The organism is Phytobacter sp. V69, assembly GCF_965644215.1.
Taxonomy (GTDB): Bacteria; Pseudomonadota; Gammaproteobacteria; order Enterobacterales; family Enterobacteriaceae; genus Phytobacter.
Window position 1 is genome coordinate 1 of sequence record NZ_CBFFRL010000126.1, and the last position, 14548, is coordinate 14548.

Annotated in this window: 11 protein-coding genes and 3 pseudogenes; 4 read left to right on the forward strand and 10 right to left on the reverse strand. The window is 54.2% G+C overall.

Annotated features, from left to right (window positions below):
• Nucleotides 1-69 precede the first annotated feature (69 nt).
• The 3 genes and pseudogenes from ACSZPU_RS16870 to ACSZPU_RS16880 all read right to left on the reverse strand — a co-directional run.
• A pseudogene (locus tag ACSZPU_RS16870) lies at nucleotides 70-204 on the reverse strand (LLM class flavin-dependent oxidoreductase); the annotation flags it as partial.
• A 65-nt stretch (nucleotides 205-269) separates the two neighbouring features.
• Nucleotides 270-1391, reverse strand: coding sequence for an amidohydrolase (locus tag ACSZPU_RS16875; RefSeq protein WP_499001072.1), 1122 nt, complete (start codon nucleotides 1389-1391; stop codon nucleotides 270-272).
• A complete protein-coding gene (locus tag ACSZPU_RS16880) occupies nucleotides 1370-2404 on the reverse strand; it encodes an MsnO8 family LLM class oxidoreductase (RefSeq protein WP_499001074.1) in 1035 nt (344 codons plus the stop codon). The genes ACSZPU_RS16875 and ACSZPU_RS16880 overlap by 22 nt, the downstream gene beginning before the upstream one ends.
• Before the next feature lie 475 nt (nucleotides 2405-2879).
• On the opposite strand from ACSZPU_RS16880, the gene ansP reads away from it, so the two are divergent.
• Entirely contained in the window at nucleotides 2880-4373 is a 1494-nt protein-coding gene (gene ansP, locus ACSZPU_RS16885; RefSeq protein WP_499001076.1) for an L-asparagine permease, read from the forward strand.
• A gap of 66 nt (nucleotides 4374-4439) precedes the next feature.
• Here the strand turns inward: ansP and yncE are convergent, their stop codons facing one another.
• A complete protein-coding gene (gene yncE / locus ACSZPU_RS16890) occupies nucleotides 4440-5501 on the reverse strand; it encodes a 7-bladed beta-propeller protein YncE (RefSeq protein WP_499001079.1) in 1062 nt (353 codons plus the stop codon).
• Nucleotides 5502-5758: 257 nt separating this feature from the next.
• Between yncE and pqqU the strand changes: the two are divergent.
• Nucleotides 5759-7872, forward strand: a pseudogene (gene pqqU, locus ACSZPU_RS16895) (TonB-dependent receptor PqqU).
• A gap of 69 nt (nucleotides 7873-7941) precedes the next feature.
• On the opposite strand, the gene ACSZPU_RS16900 reads toward pqqU, so the two are convergent.
• The 4 genes from ACSZPU_RS16900 to ACSZPU_RS16915 all read right to left on the reverse strand — a co-directional run bounded on the left by ACSZPU_RS16900 (nucleotide 7942) and on the right by ACSZPU_RS16915 (nucleotide 12672).
• Entirely contained in the window at nucleotides 7942-9873 is a 1932-nt protein-coding gene (locus ACSZPU_RS16900; RefSeq protein ID WP_499001080.1) for a methyl-accepting chemotaxis protein, read from the reverse strand.
• A gap of 201 nt (nucleotides 9874-10074) precedes the next feature.
• On the reverse strand, nucleotides 10075-10731 hold the full coding sequence (locus ACSZPU_RS16905) for a GntR family transcriptional regulator (RefSeq protein WP_499001083.1): 657 nt from the start codon (nucleotides 10729-10731) through the stop codon (nucleotides 10075-10077).
• 260 nt (nucleotides 10732-10991) lie between these two features.
• Nucleotides 10992-12029: an NADPH-dependent curcumin/dihydrocurcumin reductase gene (gene curA, locus ACSZPU_RS16910; protein ID WP_499001085.1), complete on the reverse strand. Its 1038-nt coding sequence runs from the start codon at nucleotides 12027-12029 to the stop codon at nucleotides 10992-10994.
• 67 nt (nucleotides 12030-12096) lie between these two features.
• On the reverse strand, nucleotides 12097-12672 hold the full coding sequence (locus ACSZPU_RS16915; RefSeq protein WP_499001087.1) for a helix-turn-helix domain-containing protein: 576 nt from the start codon (nucleotides 12670-12672) through the stop codon (nucleotides 12097-12099).
• 38 nt (nucleotides 12673-12710) lie between these two features.
• On the opposite strand from ACSZPU_RS16915, the gene ACSZPU_RS16920 reads away from it, so the two are divergent.
• Nucleotides 12711-13226 carry a GNAT family N-acetyltransferase gene (locus tag ACSZPU_RS16920; RefSeq protein WP_499001090.1) on the forward strand — a complete coding sequence of 172 codons (516 nt, stop codon included), beginning with the start codon at nucleotides 12711-12713 and terminating at the stop codon, nucleotides 13224-13226.
• Nucleotides 13226-13675, forward strand: a complete 450-nt coding sequence (locus ACSZPU_RS16925; RefSeq protein WP_499001092.1) for a DMT family transporter — start codon at nucleotides 13226-13228, stop codon at nucleotides 13673-13675. The genes ACSZPU_RS16920 and ACSZPU_RS16925 overlap by 1 nt, the downstream gene beginning before the upstream one ends.
• A 1-nt stretch (nucleotide 13676) precedes the next feature.
• Here the strand turns inward: ACSZPU_RS16925 and ACSZPU_RS16930 are convergent, their stop codons facing one another.
• Together ACSZPU_RS16930 and ACSZPU_RS16935 are read right to left on the reverse strand one after the other, a co-directional pair.
• Nucleotides 13677-13910: a DUF2526 family protein gene (locus tag ACSZPU_RS16930; protein WP_499001095.1), complete on the reverse strand. Its 234-nt coding sequence runs from the start codon at nucleotides 13908-13910 to the stop codon at nucleotides 13677-13679.
• A gap of 11 nt (nucleotides 13911-13921) precedes the next feature.
• Nucleotides 13922-14476, reverse strand: a pseudogene (locus ACSZPU_RS16935) (ABC transporter substrate-binding protein); the annotation flags it as partial.
• Nucleotides 14477-14548: the final 72 nt, after the last annotated feature.

Genomic DNA, 14548 nt, shown 5'->3' on the forward strand with positions numbered 1-14548 from the left:
ACAGCTCAGCTAAGGTAAGGCTAATACAGCTAAGGACTCCACTGAACCCCACCGATTAAATCGCACCTTCCTTAACGCGGTTTCCTGAACAAAGGCAAAATTAATACTGGCATCTGCCTTCGCCGCCGGGTGTCGCCACGCGGACATATTTCCGGATGCGCCGTGTAATATGGTGCCCAGGCGCAGTTGTCGAGCTTGTGACATATTCCATCCTCATTTTCAGGCAACAGATCACCCGGAGCTGATGCCCCAGGCTGTCTTTTTTTCCGTTATGGCTGGAGTAAGGCTTTTTCCGCCAGCAGCGCGAAATAGCGCGCCGCGTCTTCTATTAACGCTTCGTCGGGATTAAACGACGGGTGATGCAAACCGTATTCACTGGCGCTGCCGATGCTGACAAACGCGCCAGGAATATGCTCGAGATAGACGGCAAAATCTTCCCCGCCCATATGTAATTGCGCGAGCTGCGTGTTATACCCGTGCCAGTCGGCAACATCACGGGTAAAGGCCGCCCAGCGTTCATTGTTGACCAGTGCCGATGGGCCTTCAAACCAGCGTACGGTGATCCCGGCATCAAAGGCGCGGGCCAGGCCAGCGGCGATATCATTGACGCGCGCTTTCACTTTTTCACGCACTTCACTGCGGTGGGTTCGCAGCGTACCTTCCAGTTCGACCTGTTCCGGCAGCACATTCCAGGTATTACCACCCTGCATCCGGGTCACGCTCAGTACCACTGAATCCAGGGTGTCCACATTGCGGCTGGCGATGCTTTGCAGCGCGACCACAAGCTGGCTGGCGAGCAGGATAGCGTCGTTGCCTTCATGGGGACGCGCGGCGTGCGCCCCTTTGCCACCGACCTGCAACACAAAGCGATCGACGTTGGCATAAAACGGGCCGCCGCGCGTGGCGAATGTACCCACGGGCAGACCGGGTTCATTGTGCATCCCAAAAATGGCGTCGACGCCGTTCAGCGCACCCGCCTGAATCAACCGTTTTGCCCCGCCGAAATTTTCTTCCGCAGGCTGGAAAATCAAACGCACGCGCCCAGCCAGCTCAGATTCTTTCGCTTTCAGTAGCAGCGCTGCACCGAGCATCACGCTGGTATGAACATCATGACCGCAGGCGTGCATCACCCCTTTATTGCGCGAGGCGTAGGGGACGTCGACCGCCTCTTCTATTGGCAGCGCATCGATGTCGGCACGCAGGGCAATGATTTTGTCGCCGCTGCCCACTTCCGCCACCACGCCTGTTGGCAAGGTGGTGAGCACTAAACGCAGCCCGGCATTTTCCAGCCAGTGGCGCACCCGGCGGCTGGTTTCGAACTCCTGCAACGACAATTCCGGGTACTGGTGTAACTCGCGGCGCCAGTCAATCAGCTGTTGAGCAAAATGCATTGCGCCACCTCCTGTGCCACCGTGGTCTGCTGCCAGGCATCGCTTAGCAGGCGCAGTGATGCGATACGCGCAACAGGGTCAACCAGCGGATTATCAAGAATAAACTCGTCCACGCCAAACTCGGCGGCCAGTGTATCCAGCCCGGCCAGTACACTATCGGCAGTGCCTTTAATCAGCGACGGTTCCCGGCGGAAGATACGCACCGCCGGGCTACCTGCCTGACGCGCAAAAGCCTGTGCCTGCGCTTCGCTGGAGATACTCACCCGCTGGCCGTTTTCCAGCTCAACGCCCCAGATTTCCACCTGCTGCGCCAGATGAGCGGCCTCGCTTTGCGTGGCGGCAACGATTACCTGCACGGCGACAATCACCTCTCGCTGACTGAGTGTTCGCCATTCAGTGACAACGTCACGCAACAATGTTTTGTCGCCATTCAGATGGGCAGCAAAAACGAAGTTCCAGTCGAGTTTCGCCGCCAGACGCGCGCTCTCGAGGCTCGCCCCAAGTAAAAAGCCCTCTGTCCGCACCCTAGGCTGCGGTGTGGCGACCAGGGATTCCGCATCGGCAGTGCCCTGCGTTCCTTTAAGCCAGCCATCCAGTTCGCCGATCTGATCGGCAAAGCTGCCCTTCTCCTCTGGATGCAAACCGCGCTGCAGCGCCTGGGTGGATAACGGCAAACCACCCGGCGCTTTGCCGATACCGATATCGATACGACCCGGCGCCAGCGATGCCAGCACGTTGAAGTTTTCCGCCACTTTGTAGGGGCTGTAGTGTTGCAGCATGACGCCACCGGAGCCGACGCGAATACGCTGCGTTTGTCCGGCAATCCAGGCAATAAGCAATTCTGGGGATGGGCTGGCCAGTTGGGCCGTGTTGTGATGTTCCGCAATCCAGAAGCGGTGAAACCCGCCGCTTTCGGCCTGTTGCGCCTGCTGTAAGGTACGATTCAGCGCATCGTGGGCGGTTTCGTTTTCCGCTATCGGGCTTTTATCCAGCAAACTCAGACGATAAGACATGCAGCACGCTCTTATTGGGAAACATGTCTGCATTATTGAGACCGGGTTACGCCGTTGTGAAACAATTAATTTACATTAAATAAGCAAAAAATTTGCAAAGTAAGCCATCTGGCAGTGTCTGGTCATTATTTACACTTATGAAGCGCCGACATGACGATGTACTGAATCAGACCGTCAATATCACATTATCTTACTGCATGTTTAGTCATTTCTGCCGCCTTTTTCGCCATACTGAATCGGTTAAACTGTTAGCCGCTGCTGGCGTCACAATTTCAACTAATAGTCATCGTTTTTTCGTCTCGTATGTTTTGCGTCGCCCAAAAAATGCGGGTAGGATGCTCCGCCATGTTGTGCCTTATTCATACGTAGAATGATTGAAAAGGCAGAACGCTTTCCCAAACGAGCAAACGATTGTCTATTCGCTCCGCGGGGTCGAGGAATTTAAAAAGGTTCAGACAGGTCAACGGGTAACGTAATGAAAACAACCAACAATAACGCGGCGGATCATCAGGCCGCGAAACGACGCTGGTTAAACTCTCACGAAGAGGGTTATAACAAAGCGATGGGCAACCGCCAGGTGCAAATGATCGCCATCGGCGGGGCAATTGGGACAGGGTTATTCTTAGGCGCGGGAGCGCGTCTGCAGATGGCGGGGCCGTCACTGGCTATCGTTTATCTGGTCTGCGGTATTTTCTCCTTCTTTATTCTGCGTGCACTGGGTGAGCTGGTATTACACCGCCCTTCCAGCGGCAGCTTCGTCTCTTATGCCCGTGAATTTATGGGTGAAAAAGCGGCCTACGTTGCCGGTTGGATGTATTTCGTCAACTGGGCAATGACCGGTATCGTGGATATCACTGCCGTTGCGTTATATATGCATTATTGGGGTGCGTTTGGCGATGTGCCGCAGTGGGTCTTTGCCCTCGGCGCGCTGGCCATCGTCGGAACCATGAACATGATCGGCGTTAAATGGTTCGCCGAAATGGAATTCTGGTTCGCACTGGTGAAAGTACTGGCGATTGTTGCCTTCCTGGTTGTCGGGACCATTTTCCTCGGTTCCGGTAAACCGCTTGACGGCAACACGACCGGTTTCCACCTGATCACCGATAATGGCGGTTTCTTCCCGCATGGTCTGCTGCCTGCACTGGTGCTGATCCAGGGCGTGGTCTTCGCCTTTGCGTCTATCGAGTTTGTTGGTACCGCAGCCGGTGAATGTAAAGACCCGGAAAAAACCGTACCGAAAGCGATCAACAGCGTTATCTGGCGTATCGGCCTGTTCTATGTCGGTTCCGTGGTACTGCTGGTTCTGCTGCTGCCGTGGATGGCCTACCAGCCGGGTCAGAGTCCGTTCGTGACCTTCTTCTCCAAACTGGGCGTGCCGTACATGGGCGATGTGATGAACATCGTGGTCCTGACCGCTGCGCTGTCGAGCCTGAACTCCGGCTTGTACTGCACGGGCCGTATCCTGCGTTCCATGTCGATGGGCGGTTCCGCACCGAAGTTCATGTCCAAAATGAGCAAACAGCACGTACCGTACGCGGGTATCCTTGCGACCCTGGCGGTGTACGTTGTCGGCGTGTTCCTGAACTATCTGGTTCCGGCGCAGGCGTTTGAAATCGTTCTGAACCAGGCATCAGTGGGTATCATCGCGTCCTGGGCCTTTATCGTGCTGTGTCAGATGCGTCTGCGTAAAGCTATCAATGAAGGCAAAGCGGCGGAAGTGAGCTTCAAAATGCCGGGTGCGCCTTTCACCTCCTGGCTGACCCTGCTGTTCCTGTTCACCGTTCTGGTTCTGATGGCGTTCGATTACCCGAACGGCACCCTGACCATTGGCTGTATCCCGCTGCTGGTTGTTCTGCTGATTCTCGGCTGGTTCGGCGTACGTAAACGCGTCGCGGAGATTCACAGCACCGCACCTGTGGTGGGTGAAAGCACCACACCTGCTGAGCTTGTGGAAGAAACCGCAAAGTAAACTGACGTTTAGATAATTAAAAAGCCAGCCAGGCATTCCACCGGCTGGCTTTTTTTATGGCCGTGATTACAGGGCGATGCGGATCACGTCATCCGGTTGGGTTGCTTCTTTCTCTTTGCTTGACGCCTGTTTCACGCTGACAAACAGCGTTTTGCCGTCGGCAGAGAGCGCCAGGCTGTTCGGATGGGTTGGCGTATCGAAGGTTTTCACCACTTTATAGGTTTTACCGTCAATAACGCTGACCTTGCCCGCCTGACGATGGGTCACGTAGGCTTCGTTGCGCGTCGGGTTAAACAGCACGGCCAGAGACTCCGGCGCGGCCACTTTTTGCAGCACTTTGCCATCACGCAGATCAACGACCAGAACCTCAGGCTCTTTGGAGTCGGTAATAAAGGCGCGGTGGCCTGCGGTGTCCAGACTCAGGTTCAGATAGAAGTGCTCTTTGCCGTCATCCTGCAGTTTTTTGCGCGACAGAACTTTATTGGTCGCAGTGTCGATGGTCAGTAATTCGCCGTCACCGTTGGTCACGAACAGACGCTTCGCTGCGGCATCGATCGCCAGACCGGTGCTGAATTTACCGGTGTCGGCAATGGTGGATTTCAGCTTCAGCGTGTCGCCATCGACCGCCCAAATCACGCTCTCTTTGCCAATACCGCTGATGTAAACGGTGTTGGTGGTTTCATCCACCACCAGCTCACGCGGCTGCAGCGGACGCACGGTTTCGCTACGTTGGCGGTCATCAAGTACCAGGCGCCCTTTCACATCGCCCGTTTTCGCGTCGATTGCCGTCACCGCGCTGTTGGTGGTGTTACCAAACCACAGAGTTTGCGTTTTGGTGTTGATCGCCGCACCAAACGGCTTCAGATCGTTGTGAATAGCCAGCGTCACGTCCAGTGAGACCGGATCCAGACGGTAGACCACGCCACCTTTATCGGTTTTACGGCTCTGCGAGGTAGCCACCCACAGCGCGTTTTCCTGCTGGCTGTAGGCCATTTCGTACGCGCCTTTACCGACGGCTTTGCGCAGCATTTCCTCGGCAGCCTGGGCATGGAATGTCCCGGCCAGCAGCAGTGAACCTAACAACAGTGAACGACGCAGACGCGGTGTGGATAAATGACGTAAAGACATGACGACTCCCTTTGATAAACAAGTGTATTTCTGCTTCACATGCTCTCCTGCGGCAAGATCGTGGCCTTGCCTTATTGAACGAGAATAGTAATCATTATGAGAATCAATGTGGAGTAATAAATCTATCTTTACCGTTGCGTTCTGTGCTATCTACACTTTTCGTTAACGTAATGTGCCCTTATGGTTTTCATGAATTGTTAAAGATATTAACATTGCGCCATGTTCCCATTTGGTTCGTTTCCCACTCTGGTCAATTTATGAATATTTTTGCCCTTTCCCGAACAGCGTTGCCTGCGCTGTTACTCCCGGTCATCTATGCGCCTGTCGTGATGGCAGCAGACAGCGAACAGACGATGATCGTCAGTGCCGCACCCCGGACGGTGTCTGAACTCGATACCCCGGCGGCCATCAGCGTCGTCAACGGTGACGATATCCGTCAGGCCACGCCGCAAATCAATCTCTCGGAATCGCTCGGCGGCGTACCCGGTTTACAGGTGCAAAACCGCCAGAACTACGCCCAGGATTTACAGCTCTCAATTCGCGGTTTTGGTTCCCGCTCAACCTACGGCGTGCGCGGTATTCGTATGTATGTGGACGGGATCCCCGCCACCATGCCGGATGGACAAGGGCAAACCTCCAACATCGACCTCACCAGCGTCGAGAGTATCGACGTGCTGCGCGGCCCCTTCTCTGCTCTGTACGGCAACGCGTCTGGTGGTGTGGTGAATGTCACCACGCAAACGGGCCATCAGCCGACAGAAATTGAAGCCAGCAGCTATTACGGCAGTTACGGAAGCTGGCGCTACGGCACCAAAGCCAGCGGTGCAGTGGGCGACGGCACGCAGCCGGGGGATGTGGATTACACGGTCTCCTCCACCCGTTTCGTCACCCATGGCTACCGCGATCGCAGCGGTGCGCGCAAAAATCTGGCGAATGCCAAACTGGGCGTGCGTATCGACGAGGCCAGCAAGCTGACGCTGATTTTCAATAGCGTCGACATTAAGGCGAACGATCCCGGCGGCCTGACTGAAGAGGAATGGCACAATAACCCGCGCCAGTCTCCCCGTGCCGTGTAGTATGACACGCGCAAAACGGTTAAACAGACGCAGGCCGGATTGCGTTACGAGCGCCAGCTCAGCGCGAAGGACGATCTCAGCGTGATGATGTATGCCGGCGAGCGCGAAACCACCCAGTTCCAGTCAATTCCCCGCGCGCCGCAGTTGAATCCGCAACATGCCGGGGGCGTTATCGACCTGACTCGCCATTATCAGGGGATCGATACTCGCTGGACCCATCGCGGTGAACTGCTGATCCCGGTGACGGTAACCAGCGGGCTGAATTACGAAACCATGACAGAGCAGCGCAAAGGCTATGAAAACTTTGTCATGGTCAATGGCGCACCGGACTATGGCCGCGAGGGCAACTTGCGCCGTAACGAGCGCAATCTGATGTGGAACGTCGACCCGTACGTGCAAACCAGTTGGCAACTGACCGACAAACTGTCGCTGGATGCAGGCCTGCGCTACAGCTCAGTCTGGTTTGATTCAAACGACCATTACATCACGGCAACCAACGGCGATGACAGCGGTGACGCCAGCTATCACAAATGGCTGCCAGCCGGGTCACTCAAGTACGCAGTGACCGATAGCTGGAATCTGTATGCCGCCGCTGGCCGTGGTTTTGAAACCCCCACCATCAACGAGCTTTCGTACCGTTCGGACGGACAAAGCGGGCTCAATTTCGCCCTTAAACCATCAACAAACGACACCGTTGAGATCGGCAGCAAAACCCGCGTCGGCTACGGTCTGTTAAGTGCGGCATTGTTCCGGACCGATACCGACAATGAAATTGTCACCGATACCAGCAGCGGCGGGCGCACAACCTATAAAACGCCGGTAAGACGCGTCGTCAGGGGGCGGAGTTGGCACTCGATCAGCAATTCGCCGGAAACTGGCGGGCAAAACTGGCGTGGACCTATCTTGACGCCACCTACCGCAGCGACGTTTGCGGCGATAGCAGTTGTAACGGTAACCGTATTCCCGGGATCGCGCGCAATATGGGCTTTGCCTCACTGGGCTATATTCCTGAGCAAGGCTGGTATGCGGGCGCGGATGTGCGTTATATGAGCGATATCGCCGCCAATGACGAAAACACGGCAACGGCGCCGTCCTGGACGGTGGTCGGCCTCAATACCGGCTATAAATTTGGCTACGGTAACTGGATGATGGATGTTTTCGGGCGCGTGGATAACCTGTTTGACCGTTCGTATGTCGGCTCGGTGATTGTGAATGAATCGAATGGTCGTTATTACGAACCGGCACCGGGACGCAACTACGGCGTGGGCTTGTCGGTTGCTTATCGCTTTGAGTGATGGACGTTGAATAAGCAGACGCCCTCTCCTTTTACAGAGAGGGCGCCTGTCGTATCAGAACGGATTTATTTAGAACGTTGTCCAGCCGTCGTCGCTGGTTGTCTCAGCCGGTTTGCGCGGCGAGAATACCGGCGGTTGCGGTTTGGCAGGCGTCGAGGCTTTCATCGATGCGGCCCCCGCCTCCAGACGGAACGTGGCAACCAGTTGCTCCAGGCGTAACGCCTGCTCTTCCAGTGAACCCGCTGCGGTTGACGATTCGCTTACCAGCGCGGCGTTTTGCTGTGTGGTACTGTCCAGCTCACCTACCGCACGGGCAATTTGCTCAATCCCGCGGCTCTGCTCTTCCGATGCAGAAGAGATTTCGCCCATGATGTCATTCACACGGGTGACCGACTGCACCACCTGGCCCATCGTTTCCCCGGCTTTCGCCACCAGTTCACTCCCGGTATTGATGCGCGAAACCGACTCGCTAATCAGCTGTTCGATATCCTTCGCGGCCTGGGAACTGCGCTGAGACAGGTTACGTACTTCACTGGCCACCACCGCAAAACCACGACCCTGCTCGCCCGCACGCGCGGCTTCTACCGCGGCGTTCAGTGCCAGAATGTTGGTCTGGAAGGCAATGCTGTTAATGACCGCCGTAATGTCGGCAATTTTGTTTGAGCTGTTGTGGATATCGCTCATCGTTTTCACTACTTCACGCATCACGTTGCCGCCTTCGCTGGCGGTGCGGGATGCCTGCGCAGCAAGACTGCTGGCGTTACGCGCGTTGTCGGCGTTGTTTTTCACCGTCGCGGTCAGCTCTTCCATACTGGCCGCAGTTTGCACGACGGCGGCTGCCTGTTGTTCAGTACGGGAAGAGAGATCGGTATTGCCTTCGGCGATTTCGGTTGCCGCACGAGAAACCTGCGACACGCTGTTGCGTACGTCAAAAATCATTTCGCGCAGGCGGGTATTCATACGGCCCATCGCGGCGGTGAGTTTACCCAGTTCATCATCACTCTGGGCGGTGATCTGCGAGCTGAGATCGCCGTTGGCAATACGCTCTGCCAGCTCCAGGTTATGCACAACAGGACGGGTAATCTGGCGAATAATCCACCAGGAGACAATCACGCCAATCAGAATGGCGATAATGCCGATAATGGCCGCCGTGGTACTGGAGTTGTCTGCCAGAGCATCGTTATAGGTTTTGACTCGCGCAATCAATTTCTTGATGTCGGCGCTGCTGTCATCCCCGGCGACTTTGACCTTATCTTCCGCCGTTTTGATTGCCTGTACGGCGGTAAAATAGTTCACGCTCAGGTCGTGATAGCGGGTGGTTTCCCCCCACAGCGTCTGCAGCGGTGTTACCAGCTCTTGCGGAAGCTGACCCGAAAGCGTCTGTACCGCGGTCTGCGCTTTGCTGAAACGGTCGTCGAGAATATCGCGCGTTTCTTTGGTTGGGCTAAAGCGCACCATTAACGCCGCATCACGTACGCCGCCAATGGCGATCAACTGATCAAAAATCTGCGCGCTTAAGGCATTGTCGGCCACCGGCGTGGCGATAAGTGCACTAAAGCGCGAACGCTGGTCGTCGATCCCGATCTGGTCCATGCTATCGCGCACAGACTTTACTGCATTGGTGGCCTGCTGCATTTCAGCAGTGCCCGCCTCAAAGTTGGCCAGATGCCCTGCCAGCGCATGCAAAAGCGCTTTCTCTTCATCATTCCATGACATCTCACTCGCGCTGGCGGTGAGCTGAGCGGCGTGTTTGACGAAGTCGGACATGATCGGACCGGCTTTATCATCGCCATAGAGATACTTCAGGCGGTTAATCTTGGCCTGAAAAACTTCGATATTGATGCTGTAGATCAAATTGGTTTTTGCGTAAATATCGCGGATTTCTTTAAACCGCAGCACGCTCAGAACGGTCGCGATGGCAACCAGGAACAGCACAATGCCGAACCCGACTGACAGCTTTTTGCTGATATTAATATTTCTCAACCCCTGGCTAAAAGACATCCCATACTCCTTGCATCACATCAATGTTAGTGCTCCACATAGCACGAGTGGATTATCGGCAGGCGCAACAGGGAGTTAAGGGGTAGATGTCGCAGGATGTGAAAAACGTGATGATGATGCTCCCCTTTGCCAAATTTTTGGAGAGGAGCACGCTAAAAAATCATCAAACATTGCTGAACAATTACTATACTAAACTATCATTCAGCTACTGAATTGTTTTAACAATATGACCGCACCATCATCAATTGTCTGGCATATTGCATTTTCGCAACCGTTTTCGTCGCCATTTTCCAGCGCGGATATTAAATATCCATAATCATAGCCACGTGATAACTCCGGAGACGAAGGATAAAGATAATTAAAGCATGGGCCAATACGAACCCATAATTGCTCAATAATAGCGGTAAGTGTTGGCATTTCCGCATAATGATAAACGGCAAAACGGAATACCCGATTTGACTGCAATGTCAATTCCGTATTTCCAGTTTTTACAGCTTCACTAAATGCCTGTGCCAGAATACGCAATTCATGAATTTTTCCCGCCGTCATATTTTTGCTGGCTGCACGCACGGCCATACCTTCAAGGTTTTTGCGGATATGGTTAATTTCAGTGAATCGCGCCTTGCACACTTCCGGAACCAGGAATGCTTGCGCAGGCGTAGCATGAAGTGCGCCTGCGGAAACAAGACGCAGTAATGCTTCCCTGACGGGAGTAATACTGGTTCCTAATTGATCCGCGATTTCTTTCGTGATGAGCCGAGCGCCAGGTTTAAGCGCACCAATAATAAGCGCACTCTTCAGACTTGCCTCTACCTGCATAGTAAGGCTCGTCCGTTGCGCTTTTTCCAAATCAAGCATGTGATTATGTCCCGTCTAAATTCTTATTTGTTTTCAGCCTGGTAGCGTGTCCGTAATTATAATTTCCTTAGGATATATTATGTATTAGCATGCCTGGTATTGGATTGACGCGTAAAGTTAGAACAAAAAATTATTTGTTATGCACAACTACCAGGAACCGTTACCGATAAGGTCGTCGATTCCTTATGCTTGTATAATTAAAGACGTTTTTAAAAATTTTGCACGAATTATGATGACGGTTTTCACCGTCACCACCATTTTTAGTCGTTTGCCCCAACGCGAATCACAACTTTGCCGAAGTTTTTTCCGTCAAGTAAACCGATAAACGCCTCAGGCGCACTTTCAAGCTCGTCAGTGATTTGCTCACGATAATGGATTTTGCCCTCTTTCACCCATTGTGACATGTCACCCTGGAATTCGTTAATTCGGTGACCATAATCCTGGCTAATAATAAAGCCTTGTAAACGAATTCTTTTTTTCAAAAGCGTTGCCATTAATAACGGAACGCGATCCGGACCGTCCGGCAAAGACGTTGCATTATAACCGCTGATCAACCCGCACAACGGAATTCGTGCCGAGGTATTCAATAATGGCAACACTGCATCAAATACCTTACCGCCTACATTCTCGAAATAAATATCGATACCCTGCGGGCAGGCTTTCGCCAGTTGTTCAGCAAAATCACTGGCGTGATGATCGAGGCACATATCAAAACCGAGAACGTCCACCGCATGGCGACATTTCTCACTGCCTCCGGCAACGCCCACCACCCGGCAGCCTTTCAGTTTACCAATCTGGCCTACTGTTGCGCCCACCGGCCCCGTGGCAGCGGCCACGACCAGCATCTCTCCCGCTTTGGGTTGTCCGATATCCAGCAACCCCATATTGGCAGTAAAACCCGGCATACCGAGTACGCCCAGCGCCCATGACGGGTGTTCAGGATTTTCACTTAGCTTTACCAGCCCTTCGCCGCCGGAAATCTCGTAGTCCTGCCAGCCGCTGTAGCCCAGCACCCAGTCACCCTCACGAAAATCGCTATGATGTGAGCGCATAACACGGCTAACAGTTGCGCCGCACATGACGCCATCAATTGGTACCGGCGGACTGTAAGACGGCGCGTCGCTCATCCGCCCGCGCATATAGGGATCGAGTGAAAGGTAGACGGTACGGAGCAGAACCTGGCCTTCGCCTGGGGTGGCGACGGCATCGTCTTCAAGGCGAAAATTATCCACACCAGGTGCACCCTTCGGCCTTGATGCCAGTACCCAGCGGCGGTTACGTTGAGGTTGTTGTTTCATGTTGCTCTCCTGTTCCCATGAAAAGTTCTATTGATACTAGTCGTGGAAAACAGGAGATGCATATGCATTATGAGCTGCCTGGATTGAGGCGAACCACGAGATAACGGCAGGAAGCGTCGCTTTCATTGATGAAACGACAGTTGTTGGGCGGCCCGAGTTCCAGGCAGTCCCCCGCTTTCATTTCATGACGCGTATCGCCTTCCATAAACACCAGTTCCCCTTCCTGTAGCCAGATTAACTGCCGGGCCAGCGCGTAAGAGGATGCAGGCATCGGGATGTTGCTGCCTGCGGGCAAGTCGATTTGCACCAGATCGATGGGCAGATCGCTGCGTGGCGAAATATGCCGGCGCAAATAGTGCGTCTGCGGGTCGCGCCAGACGGGCTGATCGACGAAACGCAGCAGTTTGCCTTCCTGCATCTCGGCGCGAGCAATCAGGGTTGACATGCTAATGCCGAATGCTCCTGACAACCGGGCAAGCAGCGTCGCCGTGGGGCTGCTTTCCCCGCGTTCAATCTTGTGGATCATGGCGCGGGAAACCCCGGCTCGCTCGGCCAGTTCGCTGAGCGACCAGCCCCTCGATTCACGTTCAACGCGAATTCGCGCACTGATCCGTTGATTTATGTTGTCTGTGATAGTATTCATGTCGTAATACTATAGTGAACAACCACTGAGGTTCAACCATGAATATTCGTTACGCCAGCAAAGACGATTGCGCGGCAATTGCAGAAATCTACAATCACGCGGTCGTACACACTGCCGCCATCTGGAATGACAAAACGGTTGATGTGGATAACCGCATTGCCTGGTTTGAGGCACGCGCCCTGCTCGGCTATCCGGTGCTGGTGAGTGAAGAAGGTGACGTTGTCACCGGATATGCATCCTTTGGCGACTGGCGCGCGTTCGATGGCTTCCGCCACACGGTCGAGCACTCTGTCTATGTTCATCCGGATCACCAGGGCAAAAAAATCGGTCAGGAGCTTATGGCGCGGCTGATTAGCGAAGCCAAACGCATTGGCAAGCATGTGATGGTGGCGGGGATTGAATCGCAAAACCATGCCTCAATTCATTTGCACGACAAACTGGGCTTTACCGTAACCGCACAGATGCCGCAGGTGGGTACCAAATTTGGCCGCTGGCTGGATCTGACCTTTATGCAGTTGCAGCTCGATCAGCGCCAGGATCCGGACGCCATCTGATGAACCAGACGCTTACCCTCTGCTTCCTGGTTGCTGCCGGTATTGGTCTGGTGGTGCAAAACACCCTTATGGTGCGCATCACCCAATCGTCGTCCACTATCCTGATCGCGATGTTGCTGAACTCGCTGGTGGGGATCGTTCTGTTTGTCAGTATCTTGTTGGTGAAACACGGCCTGGCAGGCTTTAGTGAACTGCTGGCAACGGTTCGCTGGTGGACGCTGATCCCTGGTCTGCTCGGTTCGTTTTTTGTCTTTGCCAGCATCAGCGGATATCAGTATGTGGGCGCAGCGACAACCATTGCGGTGCTGGTGGCCAGTCAATTGATTGGGGGTCTGGTGATGGATGTGGTCAGAAGCCAGGGCGTTGCCCTCAAGGCCTTGATTGGCCCGGTATGCGGTGCGGTGCTGCTGGTGATTGGCGCCTGGCTGGTTGCCAGACGCCAGTTCTGATTTACAGGATAGTGCCACCCTTAATGAGCTGTTCGCGTCGCGCTTCTAAATCTTCTTTATGTTGGCGACCATTGTGCGCGATCGCCTGACGCAGGCGCTGTTGCTGGGTGTACCGCTCTTCCCGGCTCAGCGCTGCATCGTCGCTCAGTGCAACCAGCAGTTCGTTCATGTTTGCAATTACGCTTTGCGCAATGGTTTCGTCCACGCGGGCGATTACCTCATCCAGATGTGACATGCCTACCTCTGTTAATTCAGTTTTGCTTTTGAAAAATCACTGCCCATCAAACTGACGCTATAGCCGGTAACGTTGCTACGTGTGGCATAGAAGGTTTTCCCGTTCGCCAACGCAATCCAGGGCGCCTGCTGATAGAAGACCTCCTGCGCCTGACCATAAAGCTCGGCACGTTTGGCCGGGTCGCTGGTCAGTTTGGCCTGCTGTACCGGGCCATCATACGCTTTATCACACCAGCGCGCGGCATTAGAACCACTTTTCACGCTGCCGCAGCCTAACAGGGTATCGGCAAAGTTGTCCGGGTCGCCGTTATCTGACATCCAGCCGAAGAGCGCGGTGTCATGCTCGCCGCGACGCATCCCGGCCAGGTATTCGCCCCACTCCCAGGAAACAATCTTCGCTTTTACGCCCACTTTTGCCCAGTCGCTCTGGATCATCTCCGCAATGCGACGTGAGTTCGGGTTATACGGACGCTGTACCGGCATCGACCACAGGGTGGTTTCAAAGCCGTTTTCCAGCCCGGCCTGTTTCAGCAGCGCTTTGGCTTTTTCCGGATCGTAGCCGTAGATAGTGTCGTCACGAGGATAAAAATCATTGATAATAGGGCCTTCTAATCAGAAGGCCCTATTATCATGACTATT